The following is a 25,889-nucleotide window of genomic DNA, read 5'->3' on the forward strand; positions in this document are numbered from 1 at the left end:
CAATAAAAACTTAAAATTATTGCCTTCATAGAGGATTTTGAGCCTTGGATTTGGTTAGGAGGATTGGATGATGAAAATTGGCGGAAATAAAAAAACCGGATTCCTCTTAATGAGGAATCCGGTTGTGTATTCAACTGTATACTGTTTAAGCCAATCTCATTTTGAAGTCCTGATAGCCGAACTCGCGAACCACTTCGCAATCGCCATCTTTTCTTTTCACTGCGATGGCTGGCAGCGGCATGCCATTAAATGTATTGGTTTTGACCATGGAGTAGATCGCCATGTCCTCAAATACTAATCTGTCCCCCGTTTTGAGCGGTTGGTCAAACGAATAATCGCCGATCACATCACCCGACAGGCAAGTTTGTCCACCCAGACGATACAGGTGAGGTTTTTCTCCCGCTTCGCCCGAACCGATAAGCGGCGGGCGATACGGCATTTCAAGCACGTCCGGCATATGACATGTTGCCGAGGTATCAAGAATAGCAATGTCCATACCGTTCTTGTGGAAATCGAGCACAGAAGTCACCAGGAAGCCCGCGTTCAGCGCAACCGCTTCGCCCGGCTCCAGATATACTTCCAGGCCATATTTCTCCTGCATACGTTTGATGCAGGCTTCCAATCTTGCAATGTCGTAATCCTCGCGTGTGATGTGGTGTCCACCGCCGAAGTTGATCCATTCCATTTGTGGCAGCCATTGACCAAACTTCTCTTCTACCGCATTCAGCGTTGTTTCCAGATCGTCTGAATTTTGCTGGCACAAGGTATGGAAATGCAGTCCGGAAACGCCTTCCAACAGCTCCGCGCGGAAATCTTCATGCTTAGCACCGAACCTCGAACCAGGAGAGCATGGATCGTAAATCTCATGCCCCTCCTGAGTCGAGCATTCAGGGTTAATACGCAGGCCTACTTTTCGATCAGCCTGAAGCGCTTTGCCCTTGAATTTCTCCAGTTGGGAGAATGAATTGAAAATAATATGATCGGTAATCGAAAGAATTTCATCGATCTCATCTTCGCGATAAGCTGGGGCAAAGACGTGGTTCTCTTTGCCCATCTCCTCATGACCGAGGCGGGCTTCATACAGCCCGCTTGCCGTTGCACCGCTCAGATATTCTCCAATGAGCGGATACATGGTGGTCATGGAAAATGCTTTCTGAGCCAGCACGATTTTGGCTCCTGTACGTTGCATGACACCGTTCAGAATTTTGAGATTTCTTTCGATAAGTCCTTCGTCAACAACAAAACATGGCGTCGGTAATTGCTCAAACCGCATCTTAACGAACAAGCTCCGATTCTTTGACTTCTTCTGGCAATTCGTCAACGAGTACCGGATTGAAATCTTCAACCCATGGGAGACCCCATTTGTTCAACTCTTCCATGAATGGATCTGGGTTGAACTCTTCAACGTTGTATACGCCTGGTTTGTTCCATTTGCCTGTCATCACCATTGCTGCACCAATCATAGCTGGAACACCTGTTGTGTAAGAGATGGCTTGGGAACCAACTTCTTTGTAGCATTCTTGGTGATCGCAGATGTTGTACACGTAGTACGTTTTGTCTTTGCCGTCTTTTTTACCTTTGAAAATGCAGCCGATGTTCGTTTTGCCCACAGTACGTGGTCCAAGGGACGCCGGATCTGGCAGTACCGCCTTCAGGAATTGCAGCGGAATGATTTGTTTGCCTTCGTATTCGATAGGTTCGATCGAAGTCATGCCAACATTTTCAAGTGCTTTCAAGTGCGTAAGGTAGCTTTGACCAAATGTCATGAAGAAACGAATGCGTTTCAGACCAGGCATGTTTTTAGCCAGGGACTCCAGCTCTTCATGATAAAGAAGATACATGTCTTTCTCGCCAACTTCTTTGAAGTCATAGACACGTTTAATTTCCATTGGTTTTGTTTCGATCCATTCACCTTTTTCCCAGTATCTACCGTTAGCCGAAACTTCGCGGATGTTGATTTCAGGGTTGAAGTTGGTTGCGAACGGATAGCCGTGATCCCCACCGTTGCAGTCCAGAATGTCAATATATTCAATTTCGTCAAAGTAATGCTTCAGGGCATAAGCAGAGAATACACCAGTAACACCTGGGTCAAATCCACTGCCAAGCAGAGCTGTAATTCCCGCTTTTTCAAAACGCTCTTTGTAATCCCATTGCCATTTGTATTCGAATTTTGCCGTATCTTCCGGCTCATAGTTCGCTGTATCCATGTAGTTCGTTTTCGTTGCAAGGCATGCATCCATGATTGTCAGGTCCTGGTAAGGCAATGCCAGGTTCATGACGATATCCGGTTTAACTTCGTTGATCAGAGCGATCAGTTCGTCAACGTTGTCGGCATCCACTTGAGCTGTCGTAATTTTTGTTTTACCGCCGTCCAGCTTGGCTTTAAGATCGTCACATTTGGATTTCGTACGACTTGCGATGCAGATTTCCTCAAATACTTCGCTGTTTTGAACGCATTTATGAACTGCTACTGAAGCTACGCCGCCGGCGCCGATGATTAGTGCTTTTCCCATTTTCCATTCTCCTAACCCAATATGAATTTTTTTTAAATTAACTTCATTATTTTTCTCATTTTTCAACTTGTCGCCCGTTCTGAACCAACAAAAAAAGCAAGGTGAAAAATGCCCCAAACGCGCATCATCACACTTGCTTGTCGATATACATCATTAAAAAGACGCAAAGTTTCCATAACTAAAAAAGTTCAAAAGAACTCCTCTAGCGGAAAGCTTCTTCATGTATATCAATATCAGATCAGAGTCTATATAGCAAATAATTCGCCTTTACCACTCTTATTGACCGTTTCACAAGTTGATGTGCAGATGCACTGGTTGTAAAGTAACCAACTTATAAAATTTGAGCTTTTAACTCAATCAATAAGGCAACATAAGTTGCCAATCGGCGTTTGACCCGGCTGTCCGTATGGCCTTAACTTCCTTAAGAGAAGTGGTCAAAAATTATCTGCTGGAAAGACCTGATTCATGTTGATATATCTGCTTTCCAAAATCACAGGTCTTACAATATCAGATACATAAAAAAAAATCAAGCGATCTCTAAAAATTTATTTATTCATCATTTTGGAACACACATTTCGCTCTTAGGCATATCTGATTATAATGTCAAATCTTTAAGCGTTTCTTCCTAATGTCTCCAGCTATTCCTCAATTTTTAAACTGACATGACAGCGATAACGATGTGTAACATGGAAGTTGGATTACCCTAAAACAAGTTGATTAGGTAGAATAATCCTTTATTTTATTATATCGAAGATAAATTGTTACACGAAGTTATGAAAAATAAAGTATGTCCGAAAATATTTTCTTTCAACTTGAAATTTTATACATTTTTGATAGAGAGATATGATATATTTGGTATGTCATTTAAAATATATCCCAGAAAAGAGGATCTTATGAAAAAAGCCGTTATGCTATTTGCTACAATTTTCATGTTTTTGCTTTCCATCGCTCCATCAGCATCTGCGGCTGGAGACCGCCTCATTTATGACATCATGTATAACAATTCGATTCCACTCGTATCCAACAACGTCAGGTTTTCACTGCAATACAGCGTCTACGGCGACCTACAGCTCTGGGATAACCGCACACGCACGATGTTATGGAACACCAAGACCAGTGACACGAGAATAAATCATTTCAAGATTGATTATTGGAGTGGAAAACTAGTGCTCCAGGATCCCCAAAACACACCTTACTGGACGTCAGACAACAAGGCATGGTCTACATCGTACTATGGTGCGGACAATCTGCCACCCAACCTCAGAGGTAACGTGCTTATCGTTCAAAACGACGGCAATTTGGTGCTGTACAATACAGAAACACCGAGTGCAGGCTGGTATCCTGTCTGGGCTTCCAATACAGGAGGTCATTAAGGTCTATTGTATTAAAGCACAAACTGTTTAATCGAAGCATAATTTAATTGAACTTCCCTCATTCTTATAGGGTCTTAAACTAAAAATACACTCCACACAGCGTAAATGTGTGCGAGTGTATTTTTAGTATGGAGAATGTTTAAACTGCAATGACGCATACTCTTTCATTCGTATCTGTGTATATCTTACTCTCTATACTCCAACTTCTCCAATCAACTGCCGCTCGATCTTCTTCATCTCATAAAAATAACCTTTTTGCTCCATTAACTCCGCAAAGGAGCCTGCTTCCACTACCCTTCCCTGTTCCATTACCACAATCCGATCCATCTCTTCCAGGCCGGTAAGCCGATGACAGATCAAAAGAAGCGTATCCTCTGCCGCTTGTGCGTAGAGATATTTCATCACACGTTCTTCTGTAACGTAATCCATTGAAGAAGTAGGTTCGTCGAGAAGCCATAACCGTCCCTTGCGAAGCATGGCCCGTGCGAGAGCCAGCCTCTGCTTCTCGCCGTCCGACAGGTTTTCCCCTTTTTCATATACTACATCGGTCAATGATGTATTGGGCAGCTGTACTTTTTCCAGGATATCTACCAGTTGTTCATCCGAATGTTCTTCATCATTCAACAAAAGGTTATCCCGGATCGTTCCCCGGAAGAAATGACTTTGCTGCAACACAACATTAGCCGTCTGCCAAATACTCACCTCATCCAGTTCCTTCACCGAAACGTCATTTAATCGGATCTCCCCTGTTGTAGGTGTACGCAGTTTTAACAGCAATTCAATAATCGTTGATTTGCCTGATCCGCTCGGTCCGACAATCGCCGTTTTGGAGCCGGGTAAAATATGGAGCGTAATGTCCTTTAACGCCGGTCTCCACTCCCCTTCATATTGAAACGTAACATCGGTGAGATCAAGAGAAACAGCCTGATTGCCAGATAACGCTCCTTCTTGCCGTGTAGACACAGCCTGCCTATCGGAGGTCTGTATGGTTTCCGTCAATCGTTTGGCTGCGTGTTCGCTATCCTGCTTATACAAGGGCAATGTCGCCATTGCAGCAGCCTCTTCGAATACGGTTAGCGAGGCCATAACCAGCATTGCAAGAAACACGCCAGCAAGCGCTCCATCGATAATCAGATAAGCACCAAGTGTCAGCACGCCCCAGGAAATAAGGAATGTAACCAAAGCATGCATAGATTGCCCGCGCAGCAGGTTACCGGCAGCCCGTTGCTGGTGGACCGTTAACGCAGCAGAAGCCTGCTGCAGCTGCTGCTCCCGATGAGTCAGTTGTCCGTACACTTTCAAATCCCGGAACCCATACAATACTTCGGTGACTTCTGTGGAAAGCAGCGCCCGCTGTTCGCGAACGTGTCCATGTATTTTCCGCTGCCCAAGCAAAACTATTCCAGGTACAACCAATGTCGTTGTGAGCATACCTACTACAAACAAAACTACAATCCATAATGAAAAAGAAGAAGTAAACAACACTGTCGCCAAAAAGACCATAACAACAATAATCGGTGGATAAGCGACGCGCAAAAAATAATGTTGCAGGCTCTCCACATCCCCAACAATGCGGGCTAGCAGGTCCCCGCTTCGCTTTTTGTTCAATATACCCGGCGTCAAAGGAATGAGTCGGGCAAAAAAGGATGTACGCAAACGGCTAAGCATGGAGAACGTCGCCCGGTGGGAATACAAACGCTCTCCGTAACGGCTCGCCGCCCGAAGCAGTCCAAGCAGCTTGACCAGCGAAGTGAGTACAATTAAGGTGTACAGCGGTGGCGCAAATACCGTTTGCGAAATCAGATACCCGCTCGCCGAGAAGAGAGCCACTCCTGCAATCCCTGCAATAAACCCACCAAGAATGGAAAAAATGATATCCTTGCGCTCCTGAATCATGGCTTTGGACAAGATCGCTAGCTCATTCATGCTAAGCCCCCCTTTCGTTGAACGTCAATCATCTCGGCATACTGGGGTAAACGCGCCATAAGCTCTTCATGGCGTCCCGTATCCAATAACACACCTTGGTCCATAAACAATATGCGGTCGGCATGTTGAATCGTATATAACCGGTGAGCCACCGTAATCATCGTGGCCGTGTCTGCCAATGTGGCAATAGAACGTTGCAATATCTGCTCTGTGCGCAGATCCAGTCCTACCGTGGGTTCATCAAACAATATGATGGATGGCCGCTTCAAAAAAGCACGCGCCAAGGCAACTCGTTGCTTTTCCCCACCAGACAGCCCCCGACCTCCTTCACCAACCAAGGTATCGAAGCCATGCTCCAGTTGAGCAACAAGTTCGGCAAGCCCGGCATCCTCTGCCGCCTGCTCGATTTCAGTTCTGGACACGTTCTGCCCCGCACCAATCGCAATGTTCTCAGCAAATGTACCTGCAAAAATATACGGATGCTGTGTAATGTAGCTAATCTGTTCGAACCATGCAGCCTCATCATATTTGGATAGCTGCTGTCCGTTTACCAGAACCTCTCCTGATGTTGGCTTCAGCAAACCCGCAATAAGATGGAGTAACGTCGTTTTCCCTGAGCCACTTTTGCCGACAATGGCAATGTGTTCTCTCGGATCAAGCTGTGCTCGACCCGTCTCAAGCTCGAATGATTCTGGCGCATATCGAAATTGGAGATGGTTCAATATTATGGACGGCGGCATGGAACTTCCATTGGAACGGTCCATTTGCAATGTCCCTATCCCGTTCTCCCTTTCCATCCGATCCATGTTATCGACCTCGTCAATTCCATTGGATGTACCTGATCCTTCTTTGCCATCTGCCGATTTACTCTCCCCAGCTGTTTCCTCAAGCATCTGCTCTACCTTACGAACTGCTCCCATACTTGTTCGCCCGCTGTGAAAAGCCGTTCCCGTATTTTTCAACAGACTGTAGAACTCGGGAACGAGAAGCAACACTAGAAACGCGGTGTGGAACGACATCGATTTGAATACAAGCAGCTGGATTGCCAGTTCAAGAGCCACGATACCGATGCTTAGCATTACGATCGATTCCAGCATGAACGTATTGGTAAATGCAATCCGCAAAATGCCCATCGTGGCATCCCGATATCCCAGGCTGGTGCGTTCAATCTCCTGCTGCTGACGATGAGCCCGTCCAAATATTTTCAACGAAACCAGCCCTTGAAGAGAGTCCAGAAACGTACCGGAGAACTCGGCCAGCTGCGCATATTTCTCCTCTGATTTGTTCTTCGTTTTCAGTCCCACCAAAATCATGAACAAGGGGATAAACGGTGCCGTAAACAGCATAATGAAGCCTGAATTGGCATGCTGCATAAACGTTACCACCAAAATCAGAATTGGAATGATGGCAGCCTCCATCATACGCGGCATATACTGACTGAAATAACTGTCAGCCTCATCCACAGCATCCAGAGCAACACTGACCTTTCCGCCTGTTTGTCCACGAAGGGTTGATGGTATCGATGCATGGGTCAAGTTTTGCAGCACGGCTGCGCGCATATTCTTCTTCGCACTGGAAGCCATATGCAAACCAACTTTTCCGTTCCCATAAGACAACCCCGTACGTACGACCATGACAGCCAAGAGTATCCCTAGCAGTATGACGACCGACGAAAGGGAGGCCTGCTCCACGAAAATCCGTTGCACTGCTTCAGCAAGCAGCGCAGCCTGACTTACAGTTGCTGCACCCAGCGCAAGTGAAATCACTGCAAGGAGCACGAGACGTTTTCGCTGCCCAGACATTTGTTGAGAGATCAAGCTTGTTTTCCTCTTCATGCAAACTCTCCTCCTTTCTATGAACCTGTGAGATTACTCCCTTATGTCACATACTGCATTTAATTATTTTTTTCCCTTAACATAATCCGCATCAAACAGAAACAGTTTGAAAACCAGAATCAAGGAAGGAATCAACATACACATGCCACCGATAAACACAACTACCAGTGCGAAGCCCATCGCTGGTGAGGTCACACTATTTTGAATTGTAATGAACGGATCAAGGATATAAGGATATTGACCAATCCCGTAAGCGAAAAAGGCACAGAAAAATTGCAGCATGATACATATAAACGCTAATCCGTAGCGGCGGCCGTTATAGATCAGCCACATCGCAATCATGAAGAAGGCAACAGAAAGCGCAAGCAGCCACCATAAATCCATCATATTTTGAAAATGTCGCTCATTGTGCTGTCCCAAATAAATAAATGCAGTCAGTGCGATGATAATCGTCGGTGTGCTCCAGAACAGGGCATAGGTTCGCACCAGCTTCAATGCAGAGTGATCCTCTGCCCGCGACGCATAGAAGGCCAGAAAAGAGCTGCTAATGAACAATACGGATACAATTGCCAGTCCAACGATGCTCCAGGATAACGGATTGGTAAACAGCGTCCAGTAATCCAGAGAAACCGTCGAACCCTGCTTCACAATAAAACCACCTTCAGACAGCGTTAGCGCCACTGATAGCGAAGCGGGAATCAGCAATCCCGAAGCTCCATAAAGAAACAGATACACGATGTTATTTTTGGAGCCATAGTTCTCAAAGGCATAAAACGACCCCCGAATAGCGAGTAAAATGACCGCAATGCTTCCCGGTACGAGCAGCGCTGATCCGTAATAATAAGCTGTGTCGGGAAAGAATCCGACGATGCCAATATAGAAAAAGACAAAAAATACATTCGTAATCTCCCATACCGGTGATAAATAACGGGAGATCAGACGATTAATCAGGTGATCCTGCTTCGTCAAGCGTGCGTAAAAGGCAAAGAAACCCGCCCCAAAATCAATGGAGGCTACAATCAAATAGCCATACAAGAACAGCCAGAGTACCGAAATGCCAATCAGTTCGTAACTCATGTACGCTCACCCTTTTCTGTAGACTGATTGCGCTTCTCCTTCATCCATTTCTCCATCTCGACTTCTGCCGGATTATTGTTGAATAAACGTCTTAATACGAGAACACACATCACTCCCAGAACGATGTAGAGGAGCAGGAAGAAGAAAAAGATCATTCTGATGTTGGGTGATGAAGTGGCGGCTTCCTCCACACGCATATATCCCCGGATAATCCAAGGTTGTCGTCCCAGTTCAGCATAGAACCAACCCAGCTCAACCCCGAGAAAAGCCATTGGAGCACCCAGCGCTATGATCCCAAGCAGCCACTTGTTCAGCTCATTGCGCTTTTTCCAGAACACAAACAGGAAGTACAGAACCGAGATAGCCAGCAGCGTAAATCCGATTCCCGCCATTAAATCAAACAGGTAGTGAACGAGCAGTGGCGGCCATTCGTCCTCCGGAAATTCCTCCAGTCCGGTTACCTCGGCATTAAAGTCACTAAAGGCCAGGAAGCTGAGCAGTTTCGGCAGGTGGAGGGCTCCTATAATTTCATGCTCTGCATTCAGCCATCCCAATAAAATCAAATCTGCGCCGCTCTCCGTCTCAAAATGCCATTCCGCAGCTGCAAGTTTCTCCGGCTGATGCTCGGCCAGAAATTTGGCGGACACATCTCCCGCTAATGTGTTCAGTAAGCCGAACAGCAGAACCACCGCCATCATGAGATTCAAGGCTTTTTTGTGGTAGGCGGATGCTCCTTTTCTCAGCATTGCAAAGGCTGCAATTCCGGCTAACAGGGCAGCTCCTGTCAAATAGGCCGAGCTTAATACATGAAACACCTTGGAGAATGTCGCCGTATTCAGCATCGCCTGCACCGGGTTAACCGCTGTGAATTGGCCTGCTTCCATGACAAAGCCTCCAGGCTGGTTCATGAAGCCGTTCACCGTCGTAATAAACACAGCCGACATACCTGCACCGGTGACGATGGGAATCGTCAGCAGCCAGTGGATGTATGGATTTTTGAATCGATCCCACGTATACAAATAAATGCCCAAGAAGATGGCTTCAAAAAAGAACGCAAACACTTCCATGAATAGTGGGAGTGCTATGACATTGCCTGCCAGTTTCATAAAATTCGGCCACACCAGGGCCAGCTGCAGTGAAATCGCTGTACCTGTCACCACACCAACCGCCACAGAAATGACAAACCCTCTTGACCACCTCTTCGCCATCAGTGTGTAATGGGGGTCCTTCTTGCGAATTCCCATGAACTCTGCAATTGCGATCATTAAGGGTACGCCGACGCCTAGCGTCGCAAAAATAGCGTGGAAGCCCAGCGTCATGCCTGTCACCAGCTTGCTCCACATCACCGTATCGATTGCCATTGTTTACTGCCTCCTTTCAAACTCTGTTCGATTTTCGTACTGATTTGAATCTTTTAATTATTAGGTCAGTCAGCCCTCGGACTACGTTTTTTATCAGGTTGATAGAAACCCCACTAGACTGGTTCAGGGTCTATCTATAAAGCGTTCCTCCATCGTTGTATGTACAAAGAGAATTTTTTCACAAAGTATGAGACGAAGGAGCTTTACCACACCATCATTGTGTATTGATACACATCGTTACTGGACTTAGCACGGTTTGGCGAGCAATGTTTTACCTGATACGGAAGAGCCAAAGTACTTAACAGGACCTAATAGTTAAAATTATTATATCTTTGTGAATTAGCAATTCAATCACTGACACGTCTTCGTCCCTAAATGTTCAAGAAAGGATCAACTCTTTCTGACAACTCGGTGAAAAGCGTAAAAAACACCCAAAGGGGCTATTGATTCATTAGGCACAACCGTGGTATTGCAATTTTAAATTCTACTATGCATGCAAGATGTTCTGGAAAACCGTTCGCGGTTGCCCGGATTCTGATAGCATCTTACAAGTAAAACAAAAGAAGCCGCTCGTATAGCGAGCGACTTCTCCACTTCTTTTTGTTCATAAATCTGCATAGCTTCAATTCTATTACTGTACGGTATCCTCCAGCCATTGCTGCAAAGGAGTATCCTTGGTCAACTCACCGAGCAGAATGTGACTGAATATACCCTCCTGATCTATGATTAAGGTCGCTGGCAACCCGGTGATGCGATACAGGCTGGAGACCTTTCCGGTCACATCAATGATAAAAGGGAAATCGAATTGCTGTTTCTCCATGAATTCTCGAATGGTGCCCTTCGCTTCCCCCACGTTGACAAACAGGGTCTCTACATCGTTTTGATACGTCTGAGCGATCTGATTAATCATTGGCATTTCCCTCACACAGGGCGTGCACCATGAAGCCCAGAAGTTAATCATGACGACTTTGCCCCGATAATCGGAGAGCTTGACCTGTTCTCCCTCTGAATTAACCGCAGTGAATTCAGGAGCAATTACACCTGCTTCAATAGTACCGGTTCGTTTGGGCTCGGATGATGAAGTCCCCTGGTAAATTGCCCACACAGCGGCCAACACAGCAGCCATTCCAATCAGGATAGTTATCAAACTTCTCATTTTCGAATTCATTTTAGCACTATTTTTTTTCAATAAATTCACCTTCATTTTAAGCCAAGACTATGATGAAATGCAGCATGAAGCGACCCGAACTGTTGACGAAAGTCTTCAGTAGGACCATTTCCCACATTACGTCCTTGGTTCATAAAAACAATCTGATCGGCAACATCATCTGCAATCTCAAGCTGGTGGGTGGAGAACACGACCATCTGTCCCTCCGCCTTGATCTGTTTGATCAGATTTGCAAACTCCTGCATCCAGAAGGGATCCAGTCCATTCGTCGGCTCATCCATGATCAGCAGCGGAGGCTTGGCCAGCAGAGCCTGGGCAAATAACACACGCTGCCGCATACCTTTGGAAAAGGTCGTGACCCGTTTCTTTTTTTGATCGGCCAAGCCTACCATCGTTAGCACTTCCGTTACTCGCTCTTTGGGCACTCTCCTAAGCGCCGCCCAGAACTGGAGCACTTCCTCTGCGGTCAAGCCCTGGTTGAAATGATAATCATCGGGCATATACCCGATCTGTTCCGAATATCGCTTTCGTTCTTTGGACCAGCGCATCTTGTTTATAATGATTTCACCCGAGGTAGGTTGAAGAATACCTGCAAGCATACGCAGAACGGTGCTTTTTCCCGCCCCATTTCCGCCACATAAGGCAAGCACATGACCGGAAGAAACGCGAAAGGATATATCTTCAACGATCTGTTGTTTTTTTATGGATTTACACAATCCAACAATCTCTGCTTCCACGTTATCCATGAGAACGCCCCCTTTCCCAGATCCCGTAAACTGCCACGATCGAACATGCAATCCACAGCAGGCATATCCCCATAAAGATCCAGCTCCCGCTGGATGGCTGTACCCAATCTACCCACTGATAATATTCAGGTCCCAGTATCGAGCCCCCTCCAAGTTTGATCACCACAAACAAACGTACCAGCTCAGCCGGATTGATGAAGGTTAGAACGGTGAGTAAAGGTTTTATCCACTGATAAGGCATGAGACCCAATACGGAGATTAGAAGCGTAGGCCATCCGATCACAGCAAAAAACCAAACGGAGACGGATATCGTTAACGCTTGCCAGCGATTTTTGGATAACGAACCGATAAACAGTGCAATAGTCAGAAATAGCAGCACCAGTCCACAGGAGAAGACCAGAAACAAAAGGTACGTCATAACATCCAAAGGGCTGCCCACCCATCCACTAAGAAGTCCCATCAGGCCATAACCGAATGTAATGATCGTCATTAATACAACCGACAGACCCAGATATTTGCCAACAATAAAAGACATCGTACCGATAGGGTATGTGGACAACAGCTGCCAGCTGCCCTCTTCCTTTTCAGAAGTCAATGAGAATGAGCCCAGAAAAAGGGTCATCAGCGGCAACAGATAAAGAATCAGATTTAACATGGAACCTGTCGTGCCAGAGTATCCTGCTACAAAATTCTGAGAGTTAATGATCAACAAACTCAGGCTAAATACGCAGAAAAGAATCAAAAATGAATATGCCCAAGGGTTGCGAAATCCCATTTTCATCTCTCGTCGAACGACTTGCAACATATCTCCCATCATGCATCACCATCTTCTTTGGTCATTTACTTATGGCCTGAATCTTCCGTTGATTCACTTTCCTCATGTGTTTCTTCATGCATGCCCTCACCCATTCCCTCTTCGGAATGCCCATGCTCACCCATCATATCCATCGTTTCTGTGTTTTGTTTCCAGTCGTGGGAGGCGAGGTCTTCAGCAGTCATGATCGTTCCCACACCCTGCTCGGCAACAAATGCTTCGGCAGACGGTTTATCCTTGAAATTGAGAATGCCATAAGCCATCGGTGTACGCAGTGAAGCATCATATACATACGTCGCTTTGCTGTACTCAATCCATTCCTTGTCATTATAATCACGAACAAAATCCATCCCGATATTATCTGTTCCGTTCTCTTCTTTCCACTGGTGCATACAACCAATGTCATCAAATTTATAATTTTTACCGTCTTTCGTGGTAAGCTGCGTGGCATAGGCATCATCTTTCACCTGCATTTTGCAAATGGCACAGATATCCACGTCTTCATTGATGGGCAATGCCTCGTATTTTTTTCCGCAAGCTGTTAATAACAGCACCCCAAAGAGAAGCACCATAACTGTTTTCCAATATGTTTTCATTTTCATTTTCGTAATCCCCCCATTTTGATCATAATAAAAGTGGCCATGCCCAGCAAAATGCATCCGATGATCCAAACCCTGGTTGGCTCTTTGTCCGCTTGTGTACCTTGTGTACACGACTTCGTCGTCTGTGATTCCGCTTTCATACTCATTAATGGCGATCTGTCGCTTGTCCACTCTGCCTTCCCTTCCGTAAACAAGTTGCTCATAAAGATCATGCCTGGAGATTGAAAAAAAAGCTGGTAGGCTGAATTTCGGTTGACTACTTGCTCATAAAAAGGATTAATCCCATAGGACAGTTCACTGATCCCATCATTGTTCAAATCAAGACCCTGAAAGGAATCCCAGTAATTTTCCTTCATCTCATTGTTCCGGCTCTCCATCGCTGAAGCTTCAATCACATTCGAAACAAATTGGTTTCCAGTAAACTGATTATCCTCTGCAAGCACGAGCTGAATTCCGATGAAATTCCGAAGCACCGCATTGCCGCGAATTTCATTTCCTGAGGATTCAGCAATGTTCATGCCAACACGATTACCTTCCACGACATTGTTATGAACCGAGGATTGCTGTACGTCATACAACAAAATCCCTTGTGAATGCACATTTTCGTTCTGTTTGCGAAAGGAATTACCCGATACAACCGTATTCTTGACGCCCATGACCATGGCTCCGGTACTGTTGTTCTCCCCCACATTGTCCATAACAGAAGAACCATCGATATACATACAATGAATGCCATACCTGGTATGTAACAGTGTGTTGGCCTTCACCGTAAGATTGCGACTGTTCTCCAGGTAGATACCATCCCGCATACCCGTAATTTTGTTGTCTTCAATGTGGGTACGATGGGAATTGTACAGATCAATGCCATTCCCCTTTTGACCACTGGAAGCAGACTTCGGTCCAGCCCATGAAATGGTATTGCTATGTATGCGCCCGTCGACGGAGCCCCGCAGCACAATTCCAAAACTTTGACTCTGAATAACCAGGCCCGTGATCTCTACACGGTCTCCTTCAACCTGAATCGCTGCAGTGGGTTCGTTTGTTAAGTGTCGTACCGTGAAACCCTGCAAAGTCACTCCTTTTGAACGAATGGTGATTGCGGATTCAGCTTCCGTATTCCATAGCGTTACGGATGAGTCTCCTCGAATGGATATATTCTTGTCTATACTTACCGGACCAGAATAAATACCCGGCTCAAGAACTAGCACATCTCCAGATTTAGCATCATCAATGATTGACTGAAGTGGAATAACGTCTTTGGTTTCAGGAGCAGCGTTTGCAGTGACAAGCGGGTAAGATAGCGGGATCGCCAGTATCCCTATAAACAGCAACATACCCAGGACAATCCGTCCGTTTAACATCATAACCTCCTTTATGAAGCACACTGCTCATAGTGTACATAAAAACAAATTTTTACCATATAGCTCAATCTGGCTATAGGGCTGGACGTTTTGTGTCCAAATTGTGAGATCATTGTGGTGAAAAGCAGAGAAAGTGACATCCTCATCCACTTAACAAAAAAACAGAGAGAACGCTCCTTTATAGTAAAAAAAGCTTATTACAGACGATTGTGGTCTGTAATAAGCCCTTGCTCCAGCGCATAACGTGTCAGTTGAACACGATTTTGAACCTGCAGTTTTTGCAAAATGTTTTTCAAATGATTCTTGACCGTATACTCTGAGATTGTATAATTCACAGCGATTTCTTTGTTGGTCCATCCTGCAGCCACACCATATAGAATATCCTTTTCCCTTGTCGTTAGTGGAACGTCAGGTTCTTTTTTCTCCGTTAGGGAGACATCCTTCAGGATTTGGTAAGCCACCTCCCGGCTCAATGGAGCTTCTTCTGTCACGATGGAATGAAGATATGCCAACCACATGGACGGTTCCAGATTTTTGAGCAGATAACCCTGAGCTCCCCGCTTCAACGCTTCCAGAAGGTGGAGTACATCATCCGAGACGGTAATCATAACAATTTTCACATAAGGAAAGGCCAGTTTGATCCGCTGTGTTGCTTCGAGACCGTTCATAATCGGCATCTGAATGTCCATGAGGATTAGATCGGGAAGCCACTGTTCTGTATAATCAATCGCCTGTTGACCGTCCGATACGACGCCAATCACCTCGAAGCCGGGATCCATGGATAAAATTTCACATATGGCTTCCCTTGCATGAGCGTGATCGTCTACAACAAGTACGCGAGTATGGCTCATAACATCTCACCGTCCTTTGAAAATTCGACAACAGTATACTGCTGCTCCCTACGGATTTGCATGTTAAAGTTCAGCTCATTCATCCGCTCTCTCATGATTTTCAGTCCATATCGATCCTTTCGTTCAAAGGGATTCATCTCAAATCCTTTTCCATTATCTCGAATCGTGACATTCCAGCACTTCTTGTCTCCGTTTCCCTGAATCCATCCATTGGAAGCAGATGCGTGCTTTTGAATATTAAAGAGAGCTTCCCGAATACAAGCTAGCAGTTCTACTTTCTCTTTGTTAGTAAATGCATCCTCCGGGATGCTCCAATCCAGTTCGATTCGCACGGGGATATCTCTGGCAATTCTTTTAATTTGACCAAGTAGTGTGACCGATTCGTTCATAGCCAAGGCATAGTTAGCATTAGGATCATAGCGCAAGTCGGCAATGGCCTGGCGTACATAACGATTGACTTCATGAACCGTTTTTTTGATCGAATACACATCGTCCAGCTGTTGATCCTGCTTGGCCTGTTCCTCCAAACGTCCCACTTTCACCGATAATAAAAAAAGGGATTGGGCGATTCCATCATGAAGTTCTTTTGCCAGCTTTTCACGGGATTCAAGCGCGACTTTGGCCGCACGCTCATGTTCCAGTTCTTTTTGAATACGTTCCAGGATAAGAAACAGCCGAGTTAACAACGTTATACTCACAACATATACAATGACTGGCGTAAGCCAGTTGCCCAAATTCATTGATATATAGGGGAGCAGAAACTGATGTCGTACATATTCCCAGAGACCAACGGTCAAAGTCGGAATGAGCAAGATCATCCACTTGATTTGTTTGTAAGACATATTCTCCTCCTCTGAACTGCAATATAAGAATCAGTGAGGCAAACGAAGAATATAGCCGAACCCCCACAGGGTGTGAATCAGATCTTCCCGATTCGGCACATGCTCGGATAGTTTGTCACGCAAACGTTTCACATGGGTATCCACGGTTCGATAATCGAGATCTTCCTCATGCTCCACTTTCCAAACAATTCTCAGCAAATCCTGTCTGGAGAATGCGATTTCCGCGTGTGTCGCCAGATGAAAAAGCAAATCAAATTCTTTGGGAGTCATATGAATCTCCTCATCTTCTACTGTGACTTTTCGGGAAGTAGGATTGATTAAAATAGAGGAGATCAACACTTCGCTTGCTGAATGGTCTTTTGGTACAGGTTTGATTAATCCGTTATAACGAGCCATCATGGTTTTGATGCGCAGCACAACTTCCCTCGGACTAAACGGTTTCATGACAAAGTCATCCGCTCCAGCTTTGAAAGCTTCAAGACGATTCCCCTCTTCTGACTTGGCAGTCAGAAACATGACGGGTATGCTTAAGTTGGCCGTAGAGATATTGGCATATTTCAATCCCCTTAATATCGGGGAGAATCCAATCCAGAATGATCATGGCATACGAGTCATGATGAAGCTTGCTTAAGGCTTGCCAGCCCAGCGAAGCCTCCTCAACGATAAATTGTTCTTTCTCCAAATACTTTCGAAGAAGTCCACGGACCCGTTTATCATCATCCACAATCAATATTCTATTTTGCTGCAAGGTCCCGTTCATGGCTTACCTCCAAATCTTTGCGATATTCGGGTCATTTTCTTAGTTTCTCATTGTAAAGCCTCAAGCCAGTGAGTGAGCTTGATGTAATCAGCATACCTTCAACGAACTCAAAAGGCATGACTCCATGGAGCCATGCCTTTAATAATCTATCTCTGAATTGTAGACAATGTATGAACGAGATTATGTTCAGGCTTATTTCTTGCCGGTGACGGCTGTTACCACATCGTCGGCAACCTTGCCGTCTGCAATTGGGCCGGACATCATCCAATGTCTCGCTGACACTTTGAACACATGGTTTTCCTTCACGGCTGGCATCGACTTCCACACATGGAGTTTCTCAATTTCCGTCGCTGCGGCGCTGTTCTTGTTGAAATCTTCTTCCGTGCTAATCGATCCTCCGTAGATGGCAAACACATAATCAGCTCCAATGGAGGGCAGCTTCTCCAGCGATGTCGTGACTCCCCAATCGTCCTTAGTATCCTTCTGGAATGCTGTAACGCTTTCGTCGGGAATTAACCCCAATTCAGTGTAGATAAGTGGAACGAAGCTCGGAAAGAACACCTGAAGATCCTTGTCCGACGGACGCATGAAGACAACGGTTTTGTCCAGGCCCACAGCCGAAGTGATATCTTCCTTGGCCTGGTTCAGTTTATCAGTATTCGCCTGAAGCACCTCCTGCGCTTTATCTTCAAGGCCGGTTGCCTTGCCGATTTCCACAATGGTTGTCTTCCAATCATCCGGTGAATAGGCAACGGTAGGTGCTATCTTGCTCAGTTCCTCGTACGCTTTGTCGTCGATGGCGTTTCGCTGTACGATGATAAGGTCAGGCTGGGTTGCCAGGATAGCCTCCAGATTCGGATTGAAATCCGCATTTCCAGCGAGGGGGATGTTCAATGCTTTGAGTTGGTCATCCAAGTAATAGCCATCAAAGTCGTATGCATAAACCATCGGTACGCCCAGGGACAACGTAAGATCCTCAAGACCAAATACGGCAACACGTTTTGGATGCAGCGGAACTTCCGTTTTGCCCATGGCATGTTCGATGACCTGAGTCTGAGGCTCTTCAGCAGTTTGAGTGACTGCGTCTGCGTTTGTCTTCGGCGTTTCTGTTGCGGCTAGCTCCCCTGCTGTATTTGTTTTATTTCCACAGGCAACTAGCATAAGTGAAAATACCAACAGCATGAGCATCAAACCTGCAAATCCGCGTTTCCTTCCGTTTGTAGTCTTTTCCAAACGACCTCTTCTAAAGAGATCATAATTTTCTGTGTGAGACATGAGTTCCCCTCCGCATTTCTGTATTGAGAATGATTATCACATGATGATTATACAGATGTTCTTTGGCGAAGAAAATAGAAGAAGATGTCTACTTTGACCCATTACCGGGCACTAAATAGCAAGTTTACTTCCTGGAGCAGAAGTTCATGCCGATTGGCTGTATGTTCCAGGATCGGTTCGCTTAACCAATGGCCTCCCTGTGTAAGATAGACGTGGCGGTTTCGTACGGCATGCAGCTGCTTCCAGCTTTCCGCATGTTGGAGCCTCTCCCACACCATTTGGGAAAGGTGATCCTTCATAACACTAACGATGATGACGTCCGCATCAAATGCGGCAAGCTGTTCGGCTTCTACGTATCTGGTAAATTCAATCTGTTCCACACCTGAAGCCGGGGCAATCTTCAAATCGTCATAAAATACGGTTCCTGCCCTTCTGCCCCAGATCTGAATGCCCCGGGGAGACACACTTAATGAGATTAACTTTCCTTGTTGAAACGAATGAGGAAGATGATGAAGAACCGATTTCACTTTTTCCTCATATCGAAGAAGCCATCTTTCACCCTCATTCTCACGATCCAGAAAACGAGCCGTTCGCCGCAAATGTTGCCGCCAGTCTTCTCCGTGCCAACTTAGAAACAGCACCGGTGCGATATGCCGCAGCTTCTCCTTCTCCTCTTCGGGGATCATTTCGTCCAAGGCAACAATCCGGTCTGGCCTGGCCCGCATCAATGCTTTGAGATTGAAATCATAGTCGTGGCTGAGTGCCACCTTGACGTCATAACGATATTTTCGATGGTAATCATCTGTCCAAAACTGATCAATGGGCGCTGCGAAGGGGATCATCTGCAGGGTCAGCAAATGCCCGATATTGGGCCAGCTGTACGCAGCTGTTTTGCATTTCCTGTTCGCAATATATGTACGAGGCGGTAGCCCGACCTGCTTTTTGAATTGGCTGCTGAAGTAGTGCTGGTCCTTGAAACCTGCCAATAGTGCGATGTCTTTCAGTGGTTGTCCTGCTTCCATCAGACGTTTGGCCTCGTTGGTGCGAATTTCTGCCAGATAGTCCATCGAACTCTGACCGAACTTCTCTTTAAATGATCTCATGAAATAATAGCGGCTCATGCCCGCTTCATCGGCCAGGTTCTCGATCGTGATTGTATCCTGATAGTGATGCAGCATATATTCCCTTGCTCTCTCGAGTGCGTTCTCGTGCTGGTTCTGCTTCTTGAACAGCAGATGCAGCAGGTCCTGGAAACCCGCTTGGCTTGCGAAACGATCTGTTGAATCACCCGTATGCCAGTAACCGACAATTTTTTCGCAAAATTGCTGCACCTGTGCATCTGGAAACGTGATCGACCGACCAAGCTCGGTCAACAAACTCACAGAGGACTCCTTCTGTCCATCAGATGGAATGATGCCGAAATGAATCCGGTATACGACCTGCTCTCCATCTGTTAAGTAAACGGTCTCGACTCGTTGTCCTGGTAATACACAATGGGCACTATTCGGAACGAACGGATGCGGTATGCCATCGATGACGATTTTGCCATGACGATTTGCAGCAACAAGAATGACATGATCTGGTGTTTCTTCGTATACCAAACGATAGGCTTTGTTGACCGAATCCTTGAATACGTTCTTTAACCCATACCATGCGAGATCTGCTGCTGTCTGTCCTTCACCCTCCGGGTGATTTTGTTGTACATGTGTCATCCTAGCGCATCCCTCTTTTCGAATCTTCTTCAAAATTCTAAATGATAACAATTCTCATTGTCAATCACAATTCTCTCATGCACCAAATATCATGTCTTCGAATATGGATATCTACTAAGCCACAAATTTTTTAAACCTAGTAATAGAGCCCATTCATCAGGTTTTTCACAAAATTGATACCAATATGCATTTGACAAAGCTATATATTGATATAAAATTAAGAAAGCAATCTATATATAGTGTTTGTTTTTGATCACCTTTCATTTGTCAAGGAGGAAATGATAGTGCTAATTGTGTATGATTCGATAACCGGGAATGTTAAGAGGTTTATTTCCAAGCTTCAACTGCCGGCTGTTCAGATTCAGCATCAAATGACGATTGATGAACCGTACGTACTTGTGACATATACAACAGGTTTTGGACAGATACCTGATAAGGTGTCTTCTTTTTTGCAAAAAAACTCTAAATACCTGATTGGCGTGGCCGCCAGCGGTAACCGTAACTGGGGTGAGCGTTTTGCCAAAAGTGCGGATTTGATATCTGCATCGTATAACGTCCCGGTTATTAGTAAATTTGAATTATCTGGCTCCAAGAGAGATGTGGAGTATTTTGAACAGGAGGTGAGCCGCATTGCGTCATATTGAATTAAATAACATGCTACTAAAGCGCGACTCTGATGGCTTCTTCCAGTTACATAAGGATAAAGAGGCTGTAGAGGAGTTTATGAAAGAAATCAAAGATAAAAGTATGGCTTTTGCCAACATTGATGATCAGGTCCAATTCATGATTGATCATGATTATTACGAGGATTTCTATGCTTCCTATACAGCTGACCAAGTTAGAACCGTATTTGAAATTACGCGTGGCTATCAATATAACTTTCCTTCCTATATGGCAGCGTCCAAGTTCTATACTGATTATGCATTGAGAACATATGACCGCAAAACATACCTTGAGCAATATGCGGATCGAGTAGCAGCCGTAGCACTTCATCTGGGTCAAGGACACTTCGATACGGCTTGTTTGCTGTCTCGTTCTATGATGGAACAGCGTCTTCAACCCGCAACCCCTACTTTTCTAAATGCGGGAAAAAGCCGGCGCGGTGAACTGGTTTCCTGCTTCCTGCTTGAAATGGATGATTCACTGAACTCCATAAACTATGTACTAAACACTTGTATGCAGTTATCCAAAATCGGTGGTGGCGTTGCTGTCAACCTGTCAAAGTTGCGTGCTCGTGGCGAAGCCATTAAAGGTGTTGAAGGTGCTGCTAAAGGCATCACTCCGGTTCTCAAGCTGATGGAAGACGGCTTCTCCTACGCCGATCAGATGGGTCAACGTAAAGGTTCCGGCGCTGCATACTATAATATTTTCGGTTGGGACGTTATGGAACTGCTGGATAGCAAAAAAATTAATGCGGATGAGAAAATCCGGCTGAAAACTCTCTCTATCGGACTTATTGTTCCTAATCGTTTCTATAAGCTGGCTCAAGATAATGAGCCTCTGTACCTCTTCGCACCTTATAGTGTCTATAAGGCATATGGAACACATTTGGATGATATGGATCTGGACGTAATGTATGATACCTTGCTGGCTGACGACCGGGTGAAGAAGAAAAAATCGCTCAGCGCTCGGGATATGTTGACCAAAATAGCCATGACACAACTTGAATCCGGCTATCCCTATATCATTAATAAAACCAATGCCAATCAAGCGCATGCGTTGAAAAACGTAGGACAAGTCAAAATGTCAAACCTCTGCACAGAGATTTTCCAGCTCCAGGAGACTTCTGAAATTACAGACTATGGTCAACCGGATATTATCCGCAAAGATATCAGCTGCAACCTGGCCTCCCTCAATATTGTTAATGTCATGGAGAGTGGCAAAATCAAGGAATCCGTTCATGAGGGCATGATCGCACTGACCTCCGTCAGCGACATGACGCATGTTGCCAATGCTCCCGGTGTAGCAAAAGCCAATTCCGAAATGCATTCCGTTGGATTGGGTGCCATGAATCTGCACGGTTACTTAGCCAAAAACAGGATTGCTTATGAAAGCTCTGAAGCCAAGGATTTTGTACGTACCTTCTTTATGACCATGAATTATCATTCTCTGGAGAAAAGTATGGAGTTTGCAGAGCAAACGGGTCAACGGTTCTATGGATTTGAACAATCGGATTATGCGACTGGGGTATATTTTGATCGTTATGTGACTACGGATTACCGTCCTAACACGTCCAAAGTACAGGAATTGTTTAAAGGCATTGTTGTTCCGTCTCCCGAGGATTGGAAGCAGCTTAAGGCTAAAGTGATGAAAAAGGGGCTCTATCATGCCTATCGGATGGCTATTGCTCCAACGGCCAGCATCTCTTATATCCAAAACGCAACATCCAGTGTAATGCCCATCGTGGAACAGATCGAGACACGGACCTATGCCAATTCAACCACGTATTATCCGATGCCCTATTTGCAAAAGGATAACGTCTTCTATTACAAATCAGCGTATCAAATGGATCAATTCAAAGTAATTGACTTGATTGCGGAGATTCAGCCGCATGTGGATCAGGGGATTTCAATCATTCTTCATGTAAACAGTGATGTATCCACGCGAGAATTGGCTCGCTGCTACCTGTATGCTGCTCATAAAGGGTTGAAATCTCTGTATTATACAAGAACCAACAAACTGACGATGGAAGAATGCATTGCTTGTTCAATATAAACAAAATTCCCTTTTGGGTATGACGATTGGAGTTTGATATACCATGCCGGCAATTCAAGCTGTGAACTGGAATCGGGCGGATGATGATTTCACACTGATGTTCTGGAATCAGAATATTATGCAATTTTGGACCGATGACGAGATTCCTTTATCCGATGATAAAATGACCTGGGGCATGCTCAGCGACATAGAAAAAGACGCTTATATGAAAGTTTTGGGAGGCTTAACCCTTCTGGATACGATCCAGGGCGGTGTAGGTATGCCGCAGATTATGGAGCATGTCGATGGACTGCAACGCAAGGCCGTACTTAGTTTTATGGCAATGATGGAACAAATTCATGCGAAATCATACAGCAGTATTTTTACCACATTGGCATCAACCGAAGAAATCGACAGTGTATTTAAATGGGTGGAAGAAAATCCATATCTGCAAACCAAAGCGACGGTTATACGTCAGTATTACATGAACATTGAAACTTCAAAAGATCTGTATATGGCAATGGCTGCTTCCGTTCTTTTGGAAAGTTATTTGTTTTACAGCGGCTTTTTCTATCCGCTCTATTTAGCCGGACAAGGCAAACTCACATGCAGTGGTGAGATCATTGATCTGATTCTGCGGGATGAAAGTATTCATGGTGTATATGTGGGCGTGTTGGCCCAGGAAATATACGCAAGCTTTGATGAAACCCAGCGGAACGATGTGTACCAAAGTCTAGTTGATCTAGTACAGCTTCTTCATCAAAATGAGTTGCAATATACGGAGGAATTATATACACCTATTCATTTGACCGAAGAAGTGGAAACCTTCCTTCGTTATAACGCTAATAAAGCGATGATGAACCTCGGGTTTGAGCCATTATTTGATGACGAGGAAGTTAATCCGATTGTGTTAAATGGCATCAGTACACATACCAAGCAGCATGACTTTTTCTCTAAAAAAGGCAATGGGTATATTCGGACTCTGAATGTAGAACCTCTGACGGATGATGATTTCAAGTTTGAATAAGTCATAAAGAATCATAATAAGGCTAACGTGTAGCCTATGAATATAAATAAAGAAGGCTGTTCCTCCCAAAGGAATAGCCTTCTTTATTTACTTTTCGAGCAATGAAATCAGTCTTTGCAGCAGAACGGGCTCTTCCTTGCGGAATTGCTCGAACCGGAGTTTTACCTTCGCAAACACGGCTTTGTCTTCACGAATTTCATGACGGATGTATTGATCCCTTAGCTTCATTGCCCTGGTGGTTATATCCTGATAACCATTCACCAGTTCTTCGTCGTAGGGAATCACTCCCTCATCTATCAAGTAGGCAATCCGTTCACTCATCATTTTTTTGTGCTCCCAGAGCACATGAAGATGCCTCACATCATTACGGTCACCAAGACGAGGATCGTTGCTCTCTACCGCATCATAGTACATTTGCAAATAGTCGTAGACGTCAATTCCGAAAGCCTGTTCGTCATCAGGAATGTAATTAATGCGATTCAGATGAGTTTCTCCGTTCAGGTAATCATGCAGTTGGTCGAGTGCTACAATTTTATCAAAAGGATAAGGAGAATGCGGCTCATATTTGTAAAAATAAGTGTGATGATCCGCGGTAAGCCCTTCTCTCAGCAGATGTCTCATGGATTGGACAGCATCCAGGAACTCCGTGAACGGAATCTGTACATTTTGGTACACTCCCGTGTGGTCGAACATGGAAGCATCAAAAACACGTCTCTCCCAATGGAAACCGTATAGAAAAAGATGATGAGGAAACGGTTCCTGCTGATAGGCCGCCGCTGGCGGTAGCTTGGCTTCGTCCAAAAATACGACACAATAATAGCCGCTGCGAATCTGATCCGCGAAAAATTGGGGCCAGGCGTCCAGCGCCAAATGCTCCAAAATCGTATAATTCACAGAGCATGTGAGCAGAAATGGATTGTTGAAATTCAGTTCGTTGGGTTTGCCCCGAAAAAAATCGATATAAAACTGTCTGCCATCCTCTAGAAAGGTTTTCTTGCAGGACAACTGAATGAAATTACTGTAATACCAAGGAATCGTTTCCTCATGTGCACTGGTAATCGAAAGCGTGTAAGCCCAGCGCAGAAATCCTTTAAGCGGCGGATTTAACACCGGCAGCTGTACGGCATTCATTCTTTCTCCCCCTTAACTGCTTGCACTACTATATCCCTTCACAGCCTGTTTCCAGAGCAATCGTATAATTGTGAAGAGTATGAGCGAAGCGACCAGCGCCAGTCCTGTATAGAGCCAGCTGAGCTGTCCTAGCAGGAACATCGGTCCGAAATTGGTAATCAGGAACAGTGGAATGGCAAAGGTACCGATCCGCCGGACCCAAGTTGGATATATTGCCATTGGAAAATTGTTGGCGTCCCAGGCGGAATGGGCAATCTCCGATGCAGAGCCCGTCTGAACGAATCGAAATGACAGCAATGCAGGGATAATCATTAGACAGTATGTGATGATAACAGAGACGAATAACAGCAACACAAATCCAGCAAGCTGGAGAAACGTCAGAGGTATGTCCATAGCATGCCAGCCAATGCCAATCATGACGAAACCAACTAAAATATCAGGGATTGGCAGCGCCAGATCGACATAACGCAAGGAAGCCATAAATTGAAGAGAAACCGGCTTCGTTAGCATTAGATCAAGTGACCCGTCCTTAATATATTCCGGAATTTTCGTAAAATTGGTGAAAAACAGCCCGACATACATTCCTGTCACCACGGTGTGCATGCCTATAAATAGAAGCAACCCTTCTGGCGGTATGCCGTCGACGTGAAGATCGGTGCGGAACACAACGAGTACATATAACAGTTTGGCGAGCAGGTAGACGGATTCCACCAGCAGGCTCATCATGAAATTGCCCCGAAACTCCATCTGGGCAATGAGACAATTTTTGATGAACATACCATACAAATGTGCGTATTTTCTCATGGTTCTAAACATATGGG

General features: G+C 45.2%; 22 protein-coding genes and 2 pseudogenes. 4 read left to right on the forward strand and 20 right to left on the reverse strand.

The window, feature by feature from the left end; genetic code table 11:
* Positions 1–145: 145 nt before the first annotated feature.
* Both nspC and DC345_RS19360 read right to left on the reverse strand, forming a co-directional pair.
* Entirely contained in the window at positions 146–1,273 is a 1,128-nt protein-coding gene (gene nspC / locus DC345_RS19355) for a carboxynorspermidine decarboxylase (RefSeq protein WP_113054459.1), read from the reverse strand.
* A 1-nt stretch (position 1,274) separates the two neighbouring features.
* Positions 1,275–2,513: a saccharopine dehydrogenase family protein gene (locus tag DC345_RS19360; protein WP_091001908.1), complete on the reverse strand. Its 1,239-nt coding sequence runs from the start codon at positions 2,511–2,513 to the stop codon at positions 1,275–1,277.
* Positions 2,514–3,406: 893 nt separating this feature from the next.
* On the opposite strand from DC345_RS19360, the gene DC345_RS19365 reads away from it, so the two are divergent.
* Entirely contained in the window at positions 3,407–3,886 is a 480-nt protein-coding gene (locus tag DC345_RS19365; RefSeq protein ID WP_113054460.1) for an immunoglobulin domain-containing protein, read from the forward strand.
* A 192-nt stretch (positions 3,887–4,078) separates the two neighbouring features.
* Here DC345_RS19365 and cydC read toward each other — a convergent pair whose 3' ends face one another.
* From cydC to DC345_RS32460, 16 genes and pseudogenes are all read right to left on the reverse strand, one after another.
* Positions 4,079–5,812, reverse strand: a complete 1,734-nt coding sequence (gene cydC / locus DC345_RS19370) for a thiol reductant ABC exporter subunit CydC (RefSeq protein ID WP_113054461.1) — start codon at positions 5,810–5,812, stop codon at positions 4,079–4,081.
* Positions 5,809–7,647 (reverse strand): thiol reductant ABC exporter subunit CydD, encoded by a 1,839-nt coding sequence (cydD, locus tag DC345_RS19375; RefSeq protein ID WP_113054462.1) that lies wholly within the window; start codon positions 7,645–7,647, stop codon positions 5,809–5,811. The genes cydC and cydD overlap by 4 nt, the downstream gene beginning before the upstream one ends.
* 63 nt (positions 7,648–7,710) lie before the next feature.
* Positions 7,711–8,724 carry a cytochrome d ubiquinol oxidase subunit II gene (locus DC345_RS19380; protein WP_063562783.1) on the reverse strand — a complete coding sequence of 338 codons (1,014 nt, stop codon included), beginning with the start codon at positions 8,722–8,724 and terminating at the stop codon, positions 7,711–7,713.
* Positions 8,721–10,085, reverse strand: a complete 1,365-nt coding sequence (locus tag DC345_RS19385) for a cytochrome ubiquinol oxidase subunit I (RefSeq protein WP_113054463.1) — start codon at positions 10,083–10,085, stop codon at positions 8,721–8,723. The genes DC345_RS19380 and DC345_RS19385 overlap by 4 nt, the downstream gene beginning before the upstream one ends.
* A 631-nt stretch (positions 10,086–10,716) precedes the next feature.
* Positions 10,717–11,253 carry a TlpA family protein disulfide reductase gene (locus DC345_RS19390; protein WP_309304339.1) on the reverse strand — a complete coding sequence of 179 codons (537 nt, stop codon included), beginning with the start codon at positions 11,251–11,253 and terminating at the stop codon, positions 10,717–10,719.
* Between the two features lie 32 nt (positions 11,254–11,285).
* Positions 11,286–11,999, reverse strand: coding sequence for a heme ABC exporter ATP-binding protein CcmA (gene ccmA, locus DC345_RS19395; protein WP_113054465.1), 714 nt, complete (start codon positions 11,997–11,999; stop codon positions 11,286–11,288).
* Positions 11,992–12,813, reverse strand: coding sequence for an ABC transporter permease (locus DC345_RS19400; RefSeq protein WP_113054558.1), 822 nt, complete (start codon positions 12,811–12,813; stop codon positions 11,992–11,994). The genes ccmA and DC345_RS19400 overlap by 8 nt, the downstream gene beginning before the upstream one ends.
* A gap of 26 nt (positions 12,814–12,839) precedes the next feature.
* Positions 12,840–13,415: a nitrous oxide reductase accessory protein NosL gene (locus DC345_RS19405; RefSeq protein ID WP_258530718.1), complete on the reverse strand. Its 576-nt coding sequence runs from the start codon at positions 13,413–13,415 to the stop codon at positions 12,840–12,842.
* Complete coding sequence (locus tag DC345_RS19410) at positions 13,412–14,776, reverse strand: right-handed parallel beta-helix repeat-containing protein (protein WP_181586651.1); 1,365 nt, start codon at positions 14,774–14,776, stop codon at positions 13,412–13,414. Before DC345_RS19410 ends, DC345_RS19405 begins: the two co-directional genes overlap by 4 nt.
* Before the next feature lie 197 nt (positions 14,777–14,973).
* Complete coding sequence (locus DC345_RS19415; RefSeq protein WP_090899722.1) at positions 14,974–15,627, reverse strand: response regulator; 654 nt, start codon at positions 15,625–15,627, stop codon at positions 14,974–14,976.
* Complete coding sequence (locus DC345_RS19420) at positions 15,624–16,469, reverse strand: sensor histidine kinase (RefSeq protein ID WP_113054466.1); 846 nt, start codon at positions 16,467–16,469, stop codon at positions 15,624–15,626. The genes DC345_RS19415 and DC345_RS19420 overlap by 4 nt, the downstream gene beginning before the upstream one ends.
* A 30-nt stretch (positions 16,470–16,499) precedes the next feature.
* Positions 16,500–16,913 carry a winged helix-turn-helix domain-containing protein gene (locus DC345_RS19425; protein WP_397333691.1) on the reverse strand — a complete coding sequence of 138 codons (414 nt, stop codon included), beginning with the start codon at positions 16,911–16,913 and terminating at the stop codon, positions 16,500–16,502.
* Between the two features lie 21 nt (positions 16,914–16,934).
* Positions 16,935–17,229: pseudogene (locus DC345_RS19430) on the reverse strand (response regulator); the annotation flags it as partial.
* Positions 17,230–17,421: 192 nt separating this feature from the next.
* On the reverse strand, positions 17,422–18,504 hold the full coding sequence (locus tag DC345_RS19435) for an ABC transporter substrate-binding protein (protein ID WP_113054469.1): 1,083 nt from the start codon (positions 18,502–18,504) through the stop codon (positions 17,422–17,424).
* A gap of 101 nt (positions 18,505–18,605) precedes the next feature.
* Positions 18,606–19,346, reverse strand: a complete 741-nt coding sequence (locus tag DC345_RS32455) for an ABC transporter substrate-binding protein (protein WP_397333692.1) — start codon at positions 19,344–19,346, stop codon at positions 18,606–18,608.
* 111 nt (positions 19,347–19,457) lie between these two features.
* Positions 19,458–20,216: pseudogene (locus tag DC345_RS32460) on the reverse strand (helix-turn-helix transcriptional regulator); the annotation flags it as partial.
* Positions 20,217–20,500: 284 nt separating this feature from the next.
* Between DC345_RS32460 and nrdI the strand changes: the two are divergent.
* From nrdI to nrdF, 3 genes are read left to right on the forward strand one after another with little or no spacing between them, the layout of a single operon-like run.
* Positions 20,501–20,860 carry a class Ib ribonucleoside-diphosphate reductase assembly flavoprotein NrdI gene (gene nrdI / locus DC345_RS19445; protein WP_113054471.1) on the forward strand — a complete coding sequence of 120 codons (360 nt, stop codon included), beginning with the start codon at positions 20,501–20,503 and terminating at the stop codon, positions 20,858–20,860.
* On the forward strand, positions 20,847–22,931 hold the full coding sequence (gene nrdE / locus DC345_RS19450; RefSeq protein WP_113054472.1) for a class 1b ribonucleoside-diphosphate reductase subunit alpha: 2,085 nt from the start codon (positions 20,847–20,849) through the stop codon (positions 22,929–22,931). Before nrdI ends, nrdE begins: the two co-directional genes overlap by 14 nt.
* Positions 22,932–22,974: 43 nt before the next feature.
* Complete coding sequence (gene nrdF / locus DC345_RS19455) at positions 22,975–23,937, forward strand: class 1b ribonucleoside-diphosphate reductase subunit beta (RefSeq protein ID WP_113054473.1); 963 nt, start codon at positions 22,975–22,977, stop codon at positions 23,935–23,937.
* Positions 23,938–24,024: 87 nt separating this feature from the next.
* Here the strand turns inward: nrdF and DC345_RS19460 are convergent, their stop codons facing one another.
* Positions 24,025–25,068, reverse strand: coding sequence for a hypothetical protein (locus DC345_RS19460; protein WP_113054474.1), 1,044 nt, complete (start codon positions 25,066–25,068; stop codon positions 24,025–24,027).
* Positions 25,069–25,080: 12 nt separating this feature from the next.
* Positions 25,081–25,872, reverse strand: coding sequence for an ABC transporter permease (locus DC345_RS19465; RefSeq protein WP_258530719.1), 792 nt, complete (start codon positions 25,870–25,872; stop codon positions 25,081–25,083).
* Positions 25,873–25,889: the final 17 nt, after the last annotated feature.

Origin of the sequence: Paenibacillus taichungensis, from assembly GCF_003287275.1 — a bacterium.
In the GTDB taxonomy this organism is placed as follows: Bacteria; Bacillota; Bacilli; order Paenibacillales; family Paenibacillaceae; genus Paenibacillus; species Paenibacillus taichungensis_A.